This is a genomic window from Bradyrhizobium sp. CB82, assembly GCF_029714405.1.
Taxonomy (GTDB): domain Bacteria; phylum Pseudomonadota; class Alphaproteobacteria; order Rhizobiales; family Xanthobacteraceae; genus Bradyrhizobium.
The window spans coordinates 4,626,882-4,643,963 of record NZ_CP121650.1 but is presented as its reverse complement, the minus strand read 5'-3'; the positions used below and the strand labels follow the sequence as shown (position 1 = coordinate 4,643,963).

The window sequence follows — 17,082 nt, the reverse complement described above, 5'->3', positions numbered from 1 at the left end:
ATCCATTCCGAGCGTTCCTCCGCGATCGACTGGAAGTCGATGGTGTCGGGCGCCGGCAAGGCGACGCAATAGCGCAGCAAACCGACCAGCCTGATCGCGCTAGTTGATGAACGTTGTAAGCTGGGCGCCTTCATCCGCCACGAACACGGCGATCAGCTCCGCCGGCTCCGTGTTGCTCGCATTCGCCGACACCAGATGCGTCGAGCCCGGCGGTTCGAAGAAGGATTGCCCGACCGTGAAGGTCTCGACCGGGCCGCCGCCGAGCTGGGAGCGGATCTCGCCCTTCGTGATATAGGCGGTGACGGAGCCGGCGTGCCGGTGCGGACGCGAGAAGCCGCCCGGGCCGTAAGTGACGCGCACGATGGTGACGCGCTTGCCTGGTACGTTTGGCAGCGCGTACGAGCCGATCGGCTCGACCTTGTCGAGCGGCGATCCTTCCGTTGCGTTGGCGCAGAGCGGCGCCAGCGCGCCGGAGACGGTGTCCATCGTGAACGGCGGCGCCTTTCCAAGACCCAGCGCGCAGGCGAAACCCGCGACGATCGCGAGCGACAGCGGTCGTGATTGAAGTCGCCAGGGCGTGGCGGAGATGGCTGATATCGTTGACGACATCCTGTGTCCTCCGAAAGTGTATCGGATCACGACGCCTTGGCGTGCGCCGCGGCCGGCCGCTGCGCCGGCGTCCAGCGATAGGCGACCCCAAAGCGGTTCCAGACGTTGACCGAGGCGACCGCCGAAGTCAGGTACATCAGCTCCTTCTCGGAGAATTCGCGGCTCGCCTCGGCATGGACGTCATCGCTGACACCCTCGGGCAGGAAGGTCAGCGCCTCGGTCCAGGCGAGCGCGGCTCGCTCGCGCGCCGAAAAGATCGGAGCCTCGCGCCACACCGCGACCAGATTGAGCTTGTCGACGGGCACGCCGAGCCTCTCGGACAGCAGGATGTGATGCTGCACGCAGAAGGCGCAGCCGTTGATCTGCGAGGCGCGCAGCTTGATCAGCTCGACCAGCTGCTTGTCGAGACCGGCCTTGGCCGCAAGCTGGCCGAGCGCGAGCGTCAGGTCATAGGCATCGGGAGCAAGCGCCTTGAAGTCTTCATATTCGCTGCGGGCGTGTGACATGGACCTCATCTCGTGACATTATGAGTGTGCTTACAAGTTATCAGAGCTCTTATATTATGCGCAAGCCTCGCCAGATCACGAGTACGCAACCGGAACGGATGATCGTTCCGCCTGCCCCGGGCGAGGGCAAACGCGGCGAAGAGGGTTATCTCGGTTATCTCTTGCGCCAGGCCCAGGCCGCCGTGAGGCTGAGCATGGAGCGCAGCCTCGCCGATCTCGGCGTCACGCCGCCGCAATTTGCCGTCCTGACCATGCTGAAGGCCTATCCCGGCCTCTCCGGCGCCGAGGTCGCCCGCCTGGCGTTCCTGACGCCGCAGACCGTGGGCGTGATCATCGGCAATCTCGAACGCGACGGCGCTATCCGCAAATCGCGGCATCCCGTGCACGGCCGAATCCTGCAATGGACGCTCACGGCGCGCGGCAAGACGCTTCTGAAAACGTGCCGGGAGCGTGTCCTCGCCCTGGAGCACCGCCTGGCCGCAGGACTCGATGCGAAGGCGGAGATTGCCATTCGGCGCTGGTTGGTGCGGATCGCGGCGGAGCTGCAGGAGGGTTAGTCGCCACCCCGGTCGAAGTTCGGGAACTCCCTGCCGATGCTGTGATGCCCGCCGCCAAGGGTTTCCGCGATGATCGCCACGATCAAGGCAAGCAGTCCGCCGGCAAAAGGCAACGGATTGGCGCGGATGAGGTCGAACAGCTCATGCATGCCGCCATTCTGTGCAACGAGATGCGAAGGTTCCGTAAACCGATGGGCGCCAAAAGTCGCTCCCCCGGCGTCGGGTTTCACAAACGAGGGCGCCTGCTTCCGGCTAAACTGTCCGCATGAACCAGCCTGATTCCTTACCCCTGCCGACCCGCCGTGCCGCGCTGCAATCCGTGCTCGGCGCAGCCGCCCTCATCGCCTCTCCGGCCCTTGCGGCCGCTCCGCCCGGCTTCGAGGAATGGCGTGAGAGTTTCCGCGCTCGCGCCATGGCCAAGGGCATTTCGGCCGCCACGTGGCAGCGCGCGATGGCGCGTGTCGAGCCGGACATGAGCGTGTTCAAGGAGATCCGCAACCAGCCGGAGTTCAACGAGCAGGTCTGGCAGTACATCAACCGCCGCGTCTCCGACTGGCGCATCATCAACGGCAAGATCGCGCTGAAGAACAACGAGCCGCTGTTCGCACGCATCGAGCGTGATTTCGGCGTCGAGCGCGGCACGTTGCTCGCGCTGTGGGGCGTGGAATCCGCCTATGGCGATCCGCTGGTGCAGCAGAACCACATGAAGCCGGTATTTCCCTCGCTTGCTGCGCTCGCCTGGAACGAGCCGCGGCGAAAGGTCTACTGGGAGACCGAGCTGATCAACGCGCTGCGCATCGTCGACAGGGGATGGAGCACGCCGGAAGAGATGCGCGGCTCCTGGGCCGGCGCGATGGGGCATTCGCAGTGGATGCCGGAAGTCTGGCTCAATGTCGGCATCGACTACGACGGCGACGGCAAGGTCTCACCATTCGGCAAGCCCGACGATGCGCTGGGCTCGACGGCAAAATATCTCGTCAACCGCGGCAAGTGGCGCCGCGGCGAGCACTGGGGCTACGAGGTGCGCGCGCCCGGCAACATGAGCGGCGGCCGAACCTATGAAGCCTGGCAAGCCGCCGGCGTCATGCGCGCCGACGGCCAGCCGTTTCCGCAACCCAATGCTTCGGCGCAGATGTGGACGCCGGTCGCGGGCGGGCCGACGTTCCTGCTGGGACCGAACTTCTATTCGGTGAAGAGCTACAATCCATCGATGAACTATGCGCTGGCGATCTGCCATCTCGGCGATCGCTGCCTGGGCGCGCCGCCCTTCATCCAGCCCTTCCCCGGCTCCGAGCGTGCACTGACGCTCGCGGAAGTGCAGGAGATGCAGACGCGTTTGACGAAAGCCGGCTTCGATACCGGCGGCACCGACGGCCGCGTCGGCAACGACACCATGAAGGCGATCAAGGATTTTCAGCAGCGGGCCGGGATCGCGCCTGCGGATGGCTACGGCGGGCTGAAGGTGCTGGCCAAGCTAAGACAGGGCGGGTAGGCGCGAGCCTATTTCCACTGCCATTCCGGGGCGCGCGCAGGCGCGAACCCGCAATCTCGCGCCGCATAAGCTTCCAGGTTCGAGGCTCTTCCGAGCCCCCTACACCCTTCGAGGCACGCTGCCCGCGTTCATGCCACCGTCGATGACGAGCTCCGTGCCGGTGACGTAGCGTGAGGCGTCAGAGGCGAGATAGAGTACGCCGCTGGCGATCTCCGCTGCATGGCCGGCGCGCCCCAGCGGGCTTGCGAGCTTGGCGCGTTCCTCCGGATCGATCGGCGCATTGCTCTGGCTGCCGGCGGCGCCCGTCGGGATCTTGCCCCAGATTGGCGTGTCGATGATGCCCGGATGCACCGAGTTGACGCGGATGCCATCGCCGGCACCGGCGCATTCCATGGCAATCGATTTTGCGAACAGCCGCACGCCGCCTTTGGTGGCCGAATAGGCGGACAACCCCGGCGCGCCGCGCAGGCCCGCGAGCGAGGACATCATGATGATCGAGCCGCCGCCGATTTTGCGCATCAACGGTAGACAGTGCTTGACCGAGAGAAACACCCCGTCGAGGTTGACCGCGTTCTGCTTGCGCCAGTCCGCTAGCGTCATGTCGACGATCGAGGGCACGGCGATGCCGATGCCGGCATTGGCGACCAGCACGTCGAGCCGGCCAAAGCGTTTTGCGATTTCGGCTGCGATCTCCACCCAGCGCTCCTCGCTGGTGACGTCGTGCTCGAGGAAGACCGCCTTGCCCCCGGCTTTGGTGATCCGCGCCACGACCTCGGGGCCGCGGAGATCGTCGACGTCGGTTGCGATGACGATTGCGCCTTCTTTCGCCAGCAATTCGACGACAGCTTCGCCGATGCCCGAAGCACCGCCGGTCACGAGCGCGACCTTGCCTTCCATCTGTCCTGTCATTTGCACTCCCTTTTTTTATTGTTGGTTGACGCTTATCGGATGGTTTGTGGCCCCTGGTCAGGCAAAGCGACGTCGATCACGCGAAGTTGCACGCGCTCGGCGCCCTGGTACCGGTCGAGCGATAACGCGCCCGCGACATGCAGTTGCTGGCCGCGATTGGCGAGAAGCGCATTGCCGAGCTTCTGGCCAATGGAGCGGAACGCGATGCCGTTGACGATGGCGCCATCGCCCGACTTGAGGCGCAGCCGCAAATGCGCCTGGCCGACTTCGTCGGCATAGACGAGCTCATGCGCCGGCAGCGCCAGCATCGGCTCGGGATTGCCGCTGCCGAAGGGGCCGGCGCGATTGAGCGTGTTGGCGAGCTCCGGCGTCACCGCGCGCGCGGACACCGCACCGTCGATGAAGAGCTCGTTGACGTGGCGCGCCTCCGCGACGTCGCGCGCGAGCGCGCTCTCGAGATAGGCGCGGAATTCGGCGAGCTTCTCCCGGCGCAGCGTGACGCCGGCGGCCATGGCGTGCCCGCCGCCCTTGAGCAAAATACCGTCGGTAACGGCCTGACGGACCGCCTTGCCAAGATCGACGCCGGCGATCGAGCGGCCCGAGCCGGTGCCGATGCCGCCGGGTTCGAGCGCGATGGCAAACGCCGGCCGTGAAAACTTCTCCTTCAGCCGGGAGGCGACAAGGCCGACGACGCCGGGATGCCAGCCTTCGGAAGCCGTGACGATCACGCCGAGCTTGTCCTCCAGCCCGATCGAGGCGAGCGCCTCGGCTTCGGCCTGCGCTTCTGCCGCCTGCTCGATGATGCGGCGCTCGCCGTTGAGGCGGTCGAGCTCGGCGGCGATCCGTGCGGCCTCGACGCTGTCGCCTTCCAGCAGCAGCCGCACGCCGAGATCGGCGCGGCCGATGCGGCCGCCCGCATTGATGCGTGGCCCCAGCATGAAGCCCAGATGCCAGGCCTCCGGCGGGCCGTTGAGCCGCGCCACATCCATCAGCGCGGTGTGGCCGACATGGTCGCGCCGCCGCATCGCGATCAGACCTTTCGCGACGAAGGCGCGGTTGAGGCCGATGAGCGGCGCCACGTCGGCCACCGTGCCGAGTGCGACGTGATGCAGCATGCCCAAGAGATCGGGCTCCGGCATCTCGGAAGTCCAGAAGCCGCGCTGGCGCAGTTCGCGGTTGACGGCAACGAGCGTCACCAGCACGAGGCCAACGGCAGCGAGGTGGCCAAGGCCCGAGAGATCGTCGAGCCGGTTCGGATTGACCAGTGCATCGACTTCCGGGAGATCGGCGCCGCACTGGTGATGGTCGATCACGACCACGGACATGCCGAGGCGCCTCGCTTCGGCCAATGGCTCGATGCTGGTGGTGCCGCAATCGACGGTGACCAGCAGCGTGGCGCCCTTGGCGGCCAGCGCACGTACAGCCTCCGTGTTAGGGCCGTAGCCCTCGAACAGCCGGTCGGGGATGTGGATCAAGGGATCGAGCCCGCAATGGCGCAGGTGCCAGGCGAGCAGCGCGGCCGAGGTCGCGCCGTCGACGTCGTAGTCGCCGAAGATCGCGACCTTCTCGCCCCGCACCGCTGCCTCTGCGATTCGTTTTGCGGCCGCCTCCATCTCCGTCACGGTGAACGGGTCCGGCAGCAGCTTGCGGATGGTCGGATCGAGGAAGTCACTGACCGCGTCGATGTCGACGCCGCGCCCCGCCAGCACCCGCGCCAAAAGCTCCGGGAGTTGATGACGCTGGACGATGGCGAGCGCCCTTGCCGCTCCGCGCGCGTCCAGCCGGTCACGCCAGAGCTTGTCGGTCAGCGAGCGCGCGACGCCGAGGAACGCCTGGGGCAGCTCGACGGGCAAGGCAGTGGCGGGCGGCGTCATGATTCGAGGGCTCGATGAGTTCAGATCAGGCCGGTGGCCTCGGGCGATCAGGATTCCGCCGGGAATCTCGAGCCATTTGCAATGTCCGGGCTGAATAAAGCGGTGGATTGCCGAAACCAGATGCGATCTGACTATCATTTGAGCAGCCGCACCGGCAGCAAATTAAGTGGGCGTTAGGCGGAATCTTCGAAAAAGACCCATATTCGATCTGTAGTTTTTTGGTTCCGCGTCATTGCAGATCAGACTTCATTGCAAGGGAATCCCCTCGATGTCTGCTGCGCTGGCCCTGAAGACCAAGCCGCTTCCCACCGGAACCAATCCCGAGGCCGCCGACGACAATTCCGACATCTCCGTGCTGATCAACCGGCTGACGGCTGAGGTCAACCAGATCGCGGTCGACAAGACCAAGTCGATCCAGCAGATCACCAACCAGATGAAGATGCTGGCGCTGAACGCGCTGATCGAAAGCTCTCGCGCCGGCGCGCAAGGCGCAGGCTTCGCCGTGGTGGCGCAGGAGGTGCGCGGCGTCGGCCAGCAGGTCGAGACCATCGCGCGCGAGCTCGAAACGCAACTGACGAAACGCACCGGCGATCTCGTCGCCTCGATCGAGCGCATGAGCCAGCGGTCGCGCGGCGAGCGCATGGTGGATCTGTCGCTCAACGCCATCGAACTGATCGACCGCAACCTCTATGAACGCACCTGCGACGTGCGCTGGTGGGCGACCGATCCCGCCGTAGTGGACTGCGCAGCCTCGCCGAGCACGGTGACAGTTTCGCACGCCTCGCAGCGTCTGAGCGTCATCCTCGGCGCCTACACCGTTTATCTCGATCTCTGGCTCTGCGACCTCGACGGCAACGTCATCGCCAACGGCCGCGCCGGCCGCTTCCGTGCCGTCGGCCAGAACGTCGCCAACACAAGATGGTTTCGGGAGGCACGTTCCTTGCGCTCGGGCGACGACTACGTCGCCGGAGACGTCGAGAACCAGCCGCTGCTCGGCAACGCGCAGGTTGCGACCTATTGCGCGAGCGTGCGCGCGGGCGGCCAAGCCAACGGCGCGCCGATCGGCGTGCTCGCCATCCATTTCGACTGGGAGTCGCAGGCCCGCGCGATCGTGCAGGGCGTGCGCGTCGGCGACAGCGACAAGGCGCGCGTGCTGCTCGTCGACTCGAATCTTCGCGTCATCGCCGCCTCGGACGGCCAGGGCATTTTGTCAGAGCGCGTCTCGCTCTCGATGAACGGCCAGCGCTCAGGCTTCTATCATGACCGCAGGGGCGCCCTCGTCGCCTTCCACGCCACACCGGGCTACGAGACCTACCGCGGCTTGGGCTGGTACGGCGTGATCATCTGCGGGGCGTGACCAGCAGAAACCGAACGGCGAAAGCTCAGCCCGTTCGGCCCGTCCGAGCAAAATTGCGAAAACAACCCCATGCAAAGGAGCCGGGGGCGCCGCCCGACGCCCCGTGCATTTCGGAAAAACAGTTGACACGTCGGGCAAATCAGGGGCAATAGTCGACCATCGCGAGGTTTGCGGCAGGCCTGCGAAGAAGCTTGCGCTCGGATTTGAAGCACCTCCCCGCTATCGACTGTCGATGGTCTGCTGATGTCGCGTCTCCTGTGTCTATCGATTGCCATCGTTCTCTCGCTGCTGCCGGCCTCCGCACCGGCGGCGCCAACTCACAAGCGGCCGGCGCCGGTCTGGCGCGGCTACGGCTTCTTGCCGGCTATCATCAGCCGCCGAGCAACAGTCTTCCGCTTTACGCCCAGAAAGCCGCAGTGCGGCGCATGGCGCGCGGCAACCGACGGCCCTGGTATATTGATCCAGTGCCCAGCTACTACGGGTATGATGGCAACTGGCACTATTTCGGCCGGCCCGGCTTTTATGAAGGACGCTACAATAACGGCAGCTTTGGCCCATGCTGGACGCGGACACCTATCGGACCGATCTGGAATTGCGGCTGATTGGCTGATTGCCTCCGAGATCGCTTGGCCGATCTGACAGCGCTGCTCAATGGGCTTCTGCTTCCTCAACCCTTGCTCGAAAAAGATCGGAAGGGCCGAGGACATGAAATTTCTCCGTTTGAGGCCTGATCTGTGAACTAACTAACATTCGAAGGTCGTATTTCCCCTAGATTGCAGCCGGACGAGCTCATGGCGATTTGAGGCCTGACCTTTGAGGCTTGACCTTTGAGGCTTGACCTTTGAGTCTTGACCTTTGAGTCTTGGCCTATGGCCGCTGACACCGGTCCTTCGCAACCGTTCTGGCCAAAATCGCATCGACGCCAATGCAATTGAAGTCTGTTTAAGGTCAAATCGATGTAAGCGTTCGCGTAACGTTGAGTGTTGTGAGGCTGCCATGCCTGAGTTCAGCTCGACACGATCGCCTGTCCTGGATGTTCGGGCTCGCAATCTCCTGAGTACGGAGCAAGGCATACGGCGACACGTGATCGGAGCGCTTCGCAGCCGACGAACGAGCCTGAAGGGAGCGCTGCAGCCCCTGATCGACGAACAGGCCCGGATGCTTGCCCTGGAGCACGGACTTGACACTCCGACCATCGACAAGATCCTGCAATCGCAGTGCACTGTCCTCAATGTGCTGTCCGACCGTTACGACGCGCTCGACGACAGGACGGCGTCCTTCGCACTGACCTGACCGGCAGGATTCGGTTTGCCAACGAGCGCGCCACCGAGATTCTCGGCTTCTCGGAAGCCGATCTCAAGAAGATGCTACTGTCCGAGGCACTCGAGCTCGAAGGGGAAGATGCTGGCGAAAGACAAGCGGAATGGCTCGATGCACAGACGGGTTTCTCTGGTTTCGTCAAATTCCGCACACGTGACGGGCAACCCATCCCCGCCAGAATCAGCGGAGCGCCCTATCTGGAGGGGCCCAATAGCCGCGCCGGACTCCTGCTGCTCTTTGCCCCGCTCGCTGAAGATCTCGCCCGCCAAGAACTGAAGACCATCCTCGTTGACCATGAGGATCCGCAGGAAATCATCGAGGCGACGCTTGGCGCGATCCGCAAGGTCATACCATTCGAGATGGCCACGTTCGGAATCTACAACGAGGCATGCGATCATTGGCGGGCGCTCGCCATCGTGCCCCAGCCCCAGTGGGAGTGGACCACGCGCTGGTTTCGCGTGTCGCCCGGCGTGATCGACTGGCTCAAACAAGGCCGGACTTGGGACAATGATCTGCACTTGTTCGTCGAGCGGCTGAACCCGGACGAGATGGACAATCCGGTCAGCAAGGCCATCCTTCGTGATGGGCTCGACAGAATGATCGTGCTGCCCATCCGAGAGGCCGGCGGTCGCTTCCGGAGCGCATTGTGCTTGCTCAGCCGCACCCACAAGTTCACTGCAGCCGACCTGCGAACCTTGCATAACCTCGGCGTCGAGGAGGTCTTGCAGGCCGCGGACGCGGCCATGGAACGCTCCCGCGCCCTCGCCCAGCGACAGCTCAGGGACGACCTGAACAAGGCCGTCAGCACCCGCGCAATCGCGGAACTCCTGGCCAAGGGGACCATGCATTGCTTTGGCTGGGAATATGTCGGCGTATTCCGGGTCGACCGCGCTCGTTCGTGCTTTGTGTTGTTCGCAGAGCATTGCGAGAACGACCGGGACCTCCTGGTCAGGGAGGCCGGCAGCCGGGAAGAATACACGCAAAGCCTATCCGCAGGCATGCTTGGCCATTGCCTGGCCAAGCAGTCGATCCTGGTCGTCCCTGACGTCACTGATCGCGAGCGAAACTACGGCTTCATTCGCACTGCGCCCGATCAAAGGTCGGCGATGACGGTGCCGCTGTTCGTGAACGGCAAGATCGAGATGGTCCTCGACCTTGAATCATCCGAGTTCAATGCGTTCCTTGGACCCGATCTGGAGGCCGCACGCGGACTGGCTTCCGATTGCGAGCAGATTTTCGCTGCCCGTTGGCACCAGACCATCGAAGACAGCCTCATGAACAGGATTGAGCAGGCCGCCGTGATCGTAGATGGGGTCGGCGAGATTCGTCGTTTGAACCGCGCCGCCGAAGCCATGCTCGGGCAGGTCCGAGGCACACGGCTCGCTTCATTCGGGGCCCGCGACGAGGATTGCGCGGAATTGGCGCAGTCCGGCATCCAGCATCGCATCCGCATCCGTCTTCTCACAGGAGCAGAGCCACGTGTCGAGGTGGCGACGCTTGCAAACCGCGATCCGCTCTTTGACGACTATGGCCATCATCTCTGGCTCTTCACCAGCCTCGCCGACCAAAGTCGGGAGAGCGACTTGCAATATCTGGAAGAGACGGTCACCGCCGTCGCCCGCCAGACTCGGGCTCCCCTGCTGATGGCCGACGGCCTGCTACGGGGTGCCAAGAACCTCTTGCGCGAACCCGAACAGATGCAGGACTGCGCGAGTCTGCTTGATCAGGCTGCGAACCACCTCCTGAAGGCCGACCTCACGTTCGAACGGTTATCCGAACGTCTGACGGTACAGAAGATACCACGGGATGCGCCGATCGAGTTCGACGCGCTGCAGGGCCTCGAGCGCGAGATCGATAATCTGCCGCAGGAAGATCGGGAGGCAGTCGCCATCATCGACAAGATCGACCCGACCGCACGAGCACTCGTCAAGGGTTGGCCCGAGCGGCTGAGCTTTGCGTTCCGCTCGGCGCTGGGCTCCCTGCTCATGCTGCGCGTGACCCCGACCGACAAGCTGACGGTCGAAATCGCGGAGAGTCCGCCGCGTCACCTGCTGATACGCATGCACCTGCCTGAGCTTGCCATTCAGGTCCTCGAAACCCAGGTTGTAGATCCCATCGAGCGCAGTCAGATCCGGGCTCGGGAAATGGCCAGCGTCGCGGTTGAGGCGATTGAGATGTCCATCGCGCAGCACGGTGGCACGTTGACCGAACAACACGGCACGGGATTTGAGATCAGGTTGCCGCTGTGCGCCGAGGAGACCGCGCCATGGCCGCCAAGATTGCCATAGCAACCGCTGAACAGGGCATGTTCGAGACGCTGCGCAGGCATCTGCACGCGGCAGGCATTGCGCCGGATGACGTGCATGCCAAGACATTGAAGACCGCGGACCAGACAAGCGAATGGATCACCGCCGGCGAGCCGGGGCTGCTCGTCCTTGACGCCGAGTTGCCGACGGACCCGCGCGCGCGGCGGGATAGCCGCTCGACCCTCGGCGCGCGGAGTGTCTTCGAGGTCGTGCGGGCCCGCGAGCCCTGTGCGCTGGATCGGCACAAGCTTGCCCAGGAGCTGGCTGGACAAGTCACGTGGAGTCGGGACGCGGCTGTTCAAGAGCTTCGTGGTCAAGGCCGCTGGTGAGCACCTGTTCTCGCAGATCGAGAAGGCAGCCGGCGGGCTCGAGGGCCTGTCATTTCGATTCGTGATCAATGATGCGGACTTCTATCCCGCACCGTTCGAAGCAAGCGTCCGTTACCTCCGGACCGAGGAAAACGGACCTTTCGTGCTGCTCCACGCCCCGATTGTCCGGCGTATACCGCCTGCAATTCGGCTGAGGGCGACAGCCGCTGTCACACGTATCCCACGGGGCGCCACCCTCATGTTCGTTCGCTCGCAAATCGGAGAGCACCGCGAAAAGGCATATGAACGGGTGACGTACGACGGAAAGGTGTTCGACAAGCTGGGCAACATTGACATCGAGCTTCAATACCTGCGCGCTCTGCGAGAGGCCGGCCATTTCGACGTCAGAGAGGTCGACTTGTCGGATGCGCCGCCGGGCAAGGCGGCGGCTCACTTGCTTTCCCAGATCAATGAAGTGCAACCGACGATCCTTCACTACGCCGGCCATGCATGGAGCGATGGCCAGAGAAGCGCAACCCTCGTCCTACCCGGGCAAGCGCCAGACGAAGCCATGGGACTAAAGCTGGACAAAATGGCCGCGCATCAGGGCCTTTCGGCCACCAGGTCGTCTATCTCTCGGCGTGCCGCGGTATCTCCAAGGGCAGCGTGCAGCAATTGGTCATGAATGGGATTCCCTATGCTCTGGGGTTCCGCTGGAATGTCGAGGATGAGCGCGCACCTGACTTCGCGAGAGCTTTCTACGACGAGCTATGCGCTACCCAATCCGTTTGTCTGGCTTTCCGGAAAGCTTGCCGCGCCTCGTGGGAAGGGCTCAGCTACGAGGAGGAGAGCCCGATCTGGATCTCTCCCATTTTGCTCGCCCAGTCGACGGACTGGGCGATGAGGTCTTAATTCACGGGGGGAGTCTACATGACGCTCTGGGCCACACTAAGTACCGTGGTCGATCACTGGGCCAGCCGCGAGCTGGAACGCCCGTTCGTCGGCTACGTGCGATCTGCCAGCGGCAGCAACGCGATTGCGACGGACAAGACATTCGTCCCCGAGGCGAGTTATTTCGGCGTGCGCATGGTCGAGATGAACCTGCGCGAGGGCGGAAAATTCTTCAATTCGTTTCTTCCGCTCGGAGTCGTGCTCACGGAATTCAGCTTCGGCAGTGAGCGCCAGCGCCGCCCCACGATCCTGAGCAACGACGAGATCGCTGCCCAGCTCAGGGCCGCCGGCGCCACCCCGGGCTACATCGAATTCAAGAACATTTATGCCGTCAGGCGGGCTCCGATGAAGCAGGACAACCTGTCCCTCTTCGTGGGACTGTTTCGCCTACCCTTCCACGACATCGCCCAACAGGTTTTGCAACTCGCCGCCGACTTGACTTCGCAGACCGGCCTAGCACCGGGCGCAACCGAAGGGCTGAAAGTGGCGGAAAAGGTCTACGACCGTATCGCCGGCCTGTTCGGGCTGAACATTGTCACACCGCTGTTCTCGTATGCCGATGGGAACACGCTCGATCAAAGCGGTTACCTCCTGATCGCGGGGTCCACGCTGGACGACGCCACCGCGAGCCGCCTCACCGTGACGGACAACAGACTTCTTCTGGATGGCCGGCGCATGTCGGGAGTGGACTACTGCCTCCTCGCGATCGAGCACACCGCCACACTTCTCCCGGACGGGCCCGACTCCATCAACCCGCTGACGCAGCTCGGCTTCCATCAGCGTTGGCGAGATGTCGCACTCAGCACCATGAGACGGGATTTTGAGAAGGCCGAGGAGCAAATGCTGAACCTCCGGGCGGATGTGATCACCTCGCCCGAATTAGCCGAGAACGATCGCATCGTCGCTGTTGGTGCCTACGAAACCAGTTTCGACAAGCTCAAGGAACGAATGACGCCAACGGACGCGCATCGGGGCGCGCGCGGGCCGCTGCTGGTCGGACTCAAGGAGACGCCGCGCGGCGCGTCGGCCGTGGCAGAGGTTTTGGGAGGCGTTCGGCGGCGCCTGCTCGCAGGGGTGAAGAATGCGCCCGAGGACCCGGATAAACTTTTCGCACTGGAAGCCTCCGAGCTCAAGAAGACGCTCGACCAGGTGCCCCCGGTCGGCACGAATGCCGCCACCACGCTCGCTCGCGCATTCGATCGCGCGGTGACACAGCGCGGCCCCAACTAGCCTCCTCGTGCATGCCGAGCACGGAATGACGAGGCCACCAGCCTGGCGAGATCGCGACTTGTTGCAGTCGTTGACCCGTCAGTTAAAACAGCGGAACGCCGTCATCGCCCGCGGTTCCCTGATTGGCGGAGATCGCACCAACATTTGCGTCTCACAAGCAGCGGGAACGCGAGCGCTGGTTATCATGGCGTGCGTTCGGATCAATTTATGCGCGGGTGAATGTCAATGACCGTTGACAATGGCGCTCAAGCAACGAGGCCGCGGCCGATGGCCAATCTATAGGTGTGCCGACCCAGGGTGCGCTCGCGCTGCCCTGCCTCGCCCACGACCGCTCGATATGCCATCCTGGCCGCGAAATTACTGCCGAATGAGAGCACGCCCGTGACTGATCTTCGCCTGGGGCGCTGCCTGCCTGAATTCGCCGAGCGGGCGACCGAACACGCCTACCGGCTCTGGGCCATGCCCGACACTGTCGGCATATCCCGGCCGGTGCTGCTGATCGGCGGCGCGGTCACACTGCTGTTCGGCGTGAACGACGTGGCCTTGCTCGGCTGGCAGAGCACGACCTATGCACTGCTCCTGACACGCGTGGTGCCGACCGCGCTGGCGGGCGCGATCCTCTGGCGCATCCGGCGGCCGATCCGGCCCTGCCGTTTCGACCGCGCCATGGTGTCCTGGGCCGGGCTCGTGCAAGTGCCGGCGGTAGCCGGCGCGATGACGCGGCCGCCGGATTTCGTCAGTACCATGCTGGCGCTCCAGACGCTTCTGCTCGGCATGCTGGTCTTCGTGCCGCTGCGGATCCGCCCGCGCCTGATCATTTCGCTCGGGGGTGCCGTGTTGACGATCGCCGGCTGGGCCGCGGTCGTGCCAGGCGTCAGGCTCGGCACCATCGTGCCGGCGATGCTCTTCACGGCGCTCGCCGGCGTCGCCCTCATTCTCCAGCTGGAACGATTGCGCCGGTTCGAGTATGCGCGGCTTATGGAAGTCGAGGCGGCCAATGCGCAGCTCTCTGTCGAGATGGCGGAGCGAGCCCGGCTGGCCGCCGAGCTGGCCTCGCGCGAGCAGAGTCTGAGCAAGATCTTCGAGGTTGCTCCGGTGCCGATGAGCCTTGCGGATGCGGTGACCGGCGAGATGCTGCGCTCCAATCGCGCGGTGCCGGAAATGCTCGGCCTGGACCCCGAAAGGCACGGGCCTTTGAACGTGCTCGACTTCTACGACGATCCGCAGGAGCGGCACCGGATCGTCGAGCAGCTCTCGGCGGCGGGCAGGATCAACGATGTCGAGTTCGCGGCGCATCGCCAGGACGGCTCGCCGCTGCGGCTCTCGGCATCGGGGCGCCTGCTGGAGCTCGACGGCCGCCCTTGCATGCTGGGTGCCTGGATCGACATCTCGGCGCGGCACGAGGCGGCAGAGGCGCTGCGCCGGGCCAAGGAGGCGGCGGAGCGGGCCGATCAGGCGAAAAGCCGCTTCCTTGCCATGGTCAGCCATGAGATCCGCACGCCGATGAATGGCGTGCTGGGCATGCTCCAACTGGTGGAGAGCGGCGAGCTCGACCCGGTGCAGCGGCGGCAGGTTGCGATCGCACGGGATTCGGCCGAGAGCCTGACCGGGCTGCTCGATACGATCATCGACTATGCCCGGCTCGACGCCGAGATCGACCGGCCCGTCCCGGTCGATCTCGAGCTGGCGGAACTGCTCGAAGCGACCATCGAACTCATGCGCCCGCGCGCTGCTGCCAAGGGGATCGGTCTGGAACTCGACCTGGCGGGCCCGCTGCCATATGCAGTGCGCGCGGATCCGCGCCGGCTGCGTCAGGTGCTGGTCAACCTGCTCAGCAACGCCGTGAAGTTTACCGAGGCCGGGCGGATCACGCTGGGTGCGGCCGTCGAAGGATCGATCCTCTATTTCCGCGTCGAGGATACAGGGATCGGCATGCCGGCGGAGGCGCTTGACCGGATCTTCGACGAGTTCACCCAGGCGGATGACGGCATTGCCCGCCGTTATGGTGGCAGCGGACTTGGCCTCGCCGTGTGTCGTCGCCTCGTCGAGCTGATGGGCGGCACGATCGGCGTCGCCAGCACGCCGCGCATGGGCAGCGTCTTCACGGTCGCCGTGCCGGTCGAGCCCGGCGCCGCGCCCGAGCTGTTCACACCGGGAACGGGCGGGCGGCAGCGCCTGGAAGTGCTCGTGGTCGACGATGATTCGATCAACCAGATGGTCGCCTCGGGCCTGCTGGCCCAGCTCGGCCACAGCGCGACAGTTGCGGCGAGCGGAGATGCGGCGCTGGAACTGCTTGGCCAGCGGCATTTCGATCTTGTCCTCATGGATCTGCACATGCCGGGAATGGACGGGTTCGAAACGGTTCGGCGGCTGCGCCAACGGCCCGACACGGGGTGCACTGCGGTGCCGGTGGTCGCACTGACGGCGGATCTGGCGGCCGCCGACGATGCTCGCGTGGCGGCGCTGGGCTTTGCCGGCGTCGTCACCAAGCCGGTACGGCGCGCAGCTTTGGACGCGGCGCTTCATGTGGCGGTCGGCCGTGCGGAGCGGTCTGATGGTGCCGGGCGCTCCGATCGCCTTGCGGCCGACCAAGCGGCCGATGCCACCTATATCGCGGAGCAGACTGCCCTGCTGGGGGTTGCTGCGCTCGATCGCCTGTACCGCCAATTCCGCACCGCGGGCAGGCAGACGATCGGCGAGATCGTCGACGCGGTTCGGCGCGGCGATGGCGAGACGGTGCGATTCCTGGCGCACCGGCTCGCCGGTTCCTCGGCCTCGCTCGGCTTCGGCGCCCTCAGGGCGCAAGCCGAAGCGATCGAGCGAGCGGCGAGCTCGGGCGGTGACGGCTCCGATCGGCTCGCCAAGGCGCTGCGTGACACGTTCGAGGACGCCTATATAGCGCTGCGCAATCTGGTTCGGGAAACCCGGCTCACCCGGCAATCTCGACCGGCGAATCGAGACGATAGCCCTCGCCCTTGACGGTGCGAATCGGGCAGGGCATCGGCACGACCTGTTCCAGCTTGCCGCGCAGTCGGGCTACCAGGGAGTCAACCGTTCGGGGCGTCACGGCGATGTCCCGGTTGCTGACCACCTCGACGAGATAGTCGCGGGTCACCGTTCCGCCCCGCGCCAGCGCCAGGGCGGCCAGTAGATCGAACTCGCCGCGCGTCAGGCGCAGCACGCCGCCATCCTGGCGGAACAGTTCACGCCGCTTGAGATCGATGATCCAGCCGGCAAAGGACAGGATGACGTCGTCTGGCTGAAAACGCCGGTCGAGCGCCCGGCGGCGGGACAGCGCCCGCACGCGCGCCAAGAGTTCGCGCAGGTTGATCGGCTTAGTGACGTAATCGTCGCCGGCCGCCTCCAGCGCCTTGATCCGGTCGGAATCCTGATTCTTGCTGGTGACGAAGATTATGCCAACCGCGCTCTCGCGCCGCACTTCGCGCGCGAACTCGACGCCGTCGCCATCCGGCAGGGCGATGTCGAGCAGCAGAACATCCGCCGGAAGTCGCCGGAAAGCCTGGCGCGCCTCGGCAAGACTGGAGACGGCTTCAGCCTCATAGCCCTCGCCGCCGAAATATTGCCGCAGGATGGCCTGGGTGATCGGATCGTCCTCGACGATCAAAGCACGCTCGCGTTCTGCCGCCATCGCCTCTCTCGCGC

At 64.7% G+C, this 17,082-nt stretch carries 15 protein-coding genes and 1 pseudogene; 10 read left to right on the top strand and 6 right to left on the bottom strand.

Features of this window, described 5'->3' with window-relative positions:
• Nucleotides 1-99: 99 nt before the first annotated feature.
• On the bottom strand, nt 100-609 hold the full coding sequence (locus QA640_RS22435; protein WP_283035140.1) for a cupin domain-containing protein: 510 nt from the start codon (nt 607-609) through the stop codon (nt 100-102).
• Between the two features lie 26 nt (nt 610-635).
• Entirely contained in the window at nt 636-1,115 is a 480-nt protein-coding gene (locus QA640_RS22430; protein WP_283035139.1) for a carboxymuconolactone decarboxylase family protein, read from the bottom strand.
• A gap of 56 nt (nt 1,116-1,171) precedes the next feature.
• Between QA640_RS22430 and QA640_RS22425 the strand changes: the two genes are divergently transcribed.
• Complete coding sequence (locus tag QA640_RS22425) at nt 1,172-1,672, top strand: MarR family transcriptional regulator (protein WP_283035138.1); 501 nt, start codon at nt 1,172-1,174, stop codon at nt 1,670-1,672.
• Here QA640_RS22425 and QA640_RS22420 read toward each other — a convergent pair.
• Nucleotides 1,669-1,821, bottom strand: coding sequence for a hypothetical protein (locus QA640_RS22420; protein ID WP_283035137.1), 153 nt, complete (start codon nt 1,819-1,821; stop codon nt 1,669-1,671). The genes QA640_RS22425 and QA640_RS22420 overlap by 4 nt on opposite strands.
• 116 nt (nt 1,822-1,937) lie before the next feature.
• Here QA640_RS22420 and QA640_RS22415 point away from each other — a divergent pair, with 116 nt between their 5' ends.
• Nucleotides 1,938-3,164, top strand: coding sequence for a lytic murein transglycosylase (locus tag QA640_RS22415; protein WP_283035136.1), 1,227 nt, complete (start codon nt 1,938-1,940; stop codon nt 3,162-3,164).
• A gap of 99 nt (nt 3,165-3,263) precedes the next feature.
• Here the strand turns inward: QA640_RS22415 and QA640_RS22410 are convergent, their stop codons facing one another.
• Together QA640_RS22410 and recJ are read right to left on the bottom strand one after the other, a co-directional pair.
• A complete protein-coding gene (locus QA640_RS22410) occupies nt 3,264-4,073 on the bottom strand; it encodes a glucose 1-dehydrogenase (RefSeq protein ID WP_283035135.1) in 810 nt (269 codons plus the stop codon).
• 32 nt (nt 4,074-4,105) lie between these two features.
• Nucleotides 4,106-5,947, bottom strand: a complete 1,842-nt coding sequence (gene recJ, locus QA640_RS22405; protein ID WP_283035134.1) for a single-stranded-DNA-specific exonuclease RecJ — start codon at nt 5,945-5,947, stop codon at nt 4,106-4,108.
• Between the two features lie 268 nt (nt 5,948-6,215).
• Between recJ and QA640_RS22400 the strand changes: the two genes are divergently transcribed.
• The 8 genes and pseudogenes from QA640_RS22400 (at nt 6,216) to QA640_RS22365 (ending at nt 16,398) form a co-directional block, all read left to right on the top strand.
• On the top strand, nt 6,216-7,304 hold the full coding sequence (locus QA640_RS22400; protein WP_283035133.1) for a methyl-accepting chemotaxis protein: 1,089 nt from the start codon (nt 6,216-6,218) through the stop codon (nt 7,302-7,304).
• Nucleotides 7,305-7,547: 243 nt separating this feature from the next.
• Nucleotides 7,548-7,906: pseudogene (locus QA640_RS22395) on the top strand (hypothetical protein).
• Nucleotides 7,907-8,300: 394 nt separating this feature from the next.
• Nucleotides 8,301-8,597: a hypothetical protein gene (locus tag QA640_RS22390; protein ID WP_283035132.1), complete on the top strand. Its 297-nt coding sequence runs from the start codon at nt 8,301-8,303 to the stop codon at nt 8,595-8,597.
• Nucleotides 8,522-10,912, top strand: coding sequence for a PAS domain S-box protein (locus tag QA640_RS22385; protein ID WP_283035131.1), 2,391 nt, complete (start codon nt 8,522-8,524; stop codon nt 10,910-10,912). The genes QA640_RS22390 and QA640_RS22385 overlap by 76 nt, the downstream gene beginning before the upstream one ends.
• Nucleotides 10,891-11,259, top strand: a complete 369-nt coding sequence (locus QA640_RS22380; protein WP_283035130.1) for a hypothetical protein — start codon at nt 10,891-10,893, stop codon at nt 11,257-11,259. The genes QA640_RS22385 and QA640_RS22380 overlap by 22 nt, the downstream gene beginning before the upstream one ends.
• Nucleotides 11,240-11,923 carry a hypothetical protein gene (locus tag QA640_RS22375; protein WP_283035129.1) on the top strand — a complete coding sequence of 228 codons (684 nt, stop codon included), beginning with the start codon at nt 11,240-11,242 and terminating at the stop codon, nt 11,921-11,923. Before QA640_RS22380 ends, QA640_RS22375 begins: the two co-directional genes overlap by 20 nt.
• 245 nt (nt 11,924-12,168) lie before the next feature.
• On the top strand, nt 12,169-13,419 hold the full coding sequence (locus QA640_RS22370; RefSeq protein WP_283035128.1) for a hypothetical protein: 1,251 nt from the start codon (nt 12,169-12,171) through the stop codon (nt 13,417-13,419).
• 381 nt (nt 13,420-13,800) lie between these two features.
• Nucleotides 13,801-16,398 carry an ATP-binding protein gene (locus tag QA640_RS22365; protein WP_283035127.1) on the top strand — a complete coding sequence of 866 codons (2,598 nt, stop codon included), beginning with the start codon at nt 13,801-13,803 and terminating at the stop codon, nt 16,396-16,398.
• Here QA640_RS22365 and QA640_RS22360 read toward each other — a convergent pair.
• Nucleotides 16,349-17,068 (bottom strand): response regulator transcription factor, encoded by a 720-nt coding sequence (locus QA640_RS22360; RefSeq protein ID WP_283035126.1) that lies wholly within the window; start codon nt 17,066-17,068, stop codon nt 16,349-16,351. The two genes, QA640_RS22365 and QA640_RS22360, sit on opposite strands and share 50 nt — an antisense overlap.
• Nucleotides 17,069-17,082: the final 14 nt, after the last annotated feature.

Excerpts from the sequence above, each read along its gene's own strand:
- QA640_RS22435 (WP_283035140.1), bottom strand. The coding sequence starts at position 609 with ATGTCGTCAACGATATCAGCCATCTCCGCCACGCCCTGGCGACTTCAA.
- QA640_RS22430 (WP_283035139.1), bottom strand. The coding sequence starts at position 1,115 with ATGTCACACGCCCGCAGCGAATATGAAGACTTCAAGGCGCTTGCTCCC.
- QA640_RS22425 (WP_283035138.1), top strand. The coding sequence starts at position 1,172 with ATGCGCAAGCCTCGCCAGATCACGAGTACGCAACCGGAACGGATGATC.
- QA640_RS22420 (WP_283035137.1), bottom strand. The coding sequence starts at position 1,821 with ATGCATGAGCTGTTCGACCTCATCCGCGCCAATCCGTTGCCTTTTGCC.
- QA640_RS22415 (WP_283035136.1), top strand. The coding sequence starts at position 1,938 with ATGAACCAGCCTGATTCCTTACCCCTGCCGACCCGCCGTGCCGCGCTG.
- QA640_RS22410 (WP_283035135.1), bottom strand. The coding sequence starts at position 4,073 with ATGACAGGACAGATGGAAGGCAAGGTCGCGCTCGTGACCGGCGGTGCT.
- recJ (WP_283035134.1), bottom strand. The coding sequence starts at position 5,947 with ATGACGCCGCCCGCCACTGCCTTGCCCGTCGAGCTGCCCCAGGCGTTC.
- QA640_RS22400 (WP_283035133.1), top strand. The coding sequence starts at position 6,216 with ATGTCTGCTGCGCTGGCCCTGAAGACCAAGCCGCTTCCCACCGGAACC.
- QA640_RS22390 (WP_283035132.1), top strand. The coding sequence starts at position 8,301 with ATGCCTGAGTTCAGCTCGACACGATCGCCTGTCCTGGATGTTCGGGCT.
- QA640_RS22380 (WP_283035130.1), top strand. The coding sequence starts at position 10,891 with ATGGCCGCCAAGATTGCCATAGCAACCGCTGAACAGGGCATGTTCGAG.
- QA640_RS22370 (WP_283035128.1), top strand. The coding sequence starts at position 12,169 with ATGACGCTCTGGGCCACACTAAGTACCGTGGTCGATCACTGGGCCAGC.
- QA640_RS22360 (WP_283035126.1), bottom strand. The coding sequence starts at position 17,068 with ATGGCGGCAGAACGCGAGCGTGCTTTGATCGTCGAGGACGATCCGATC.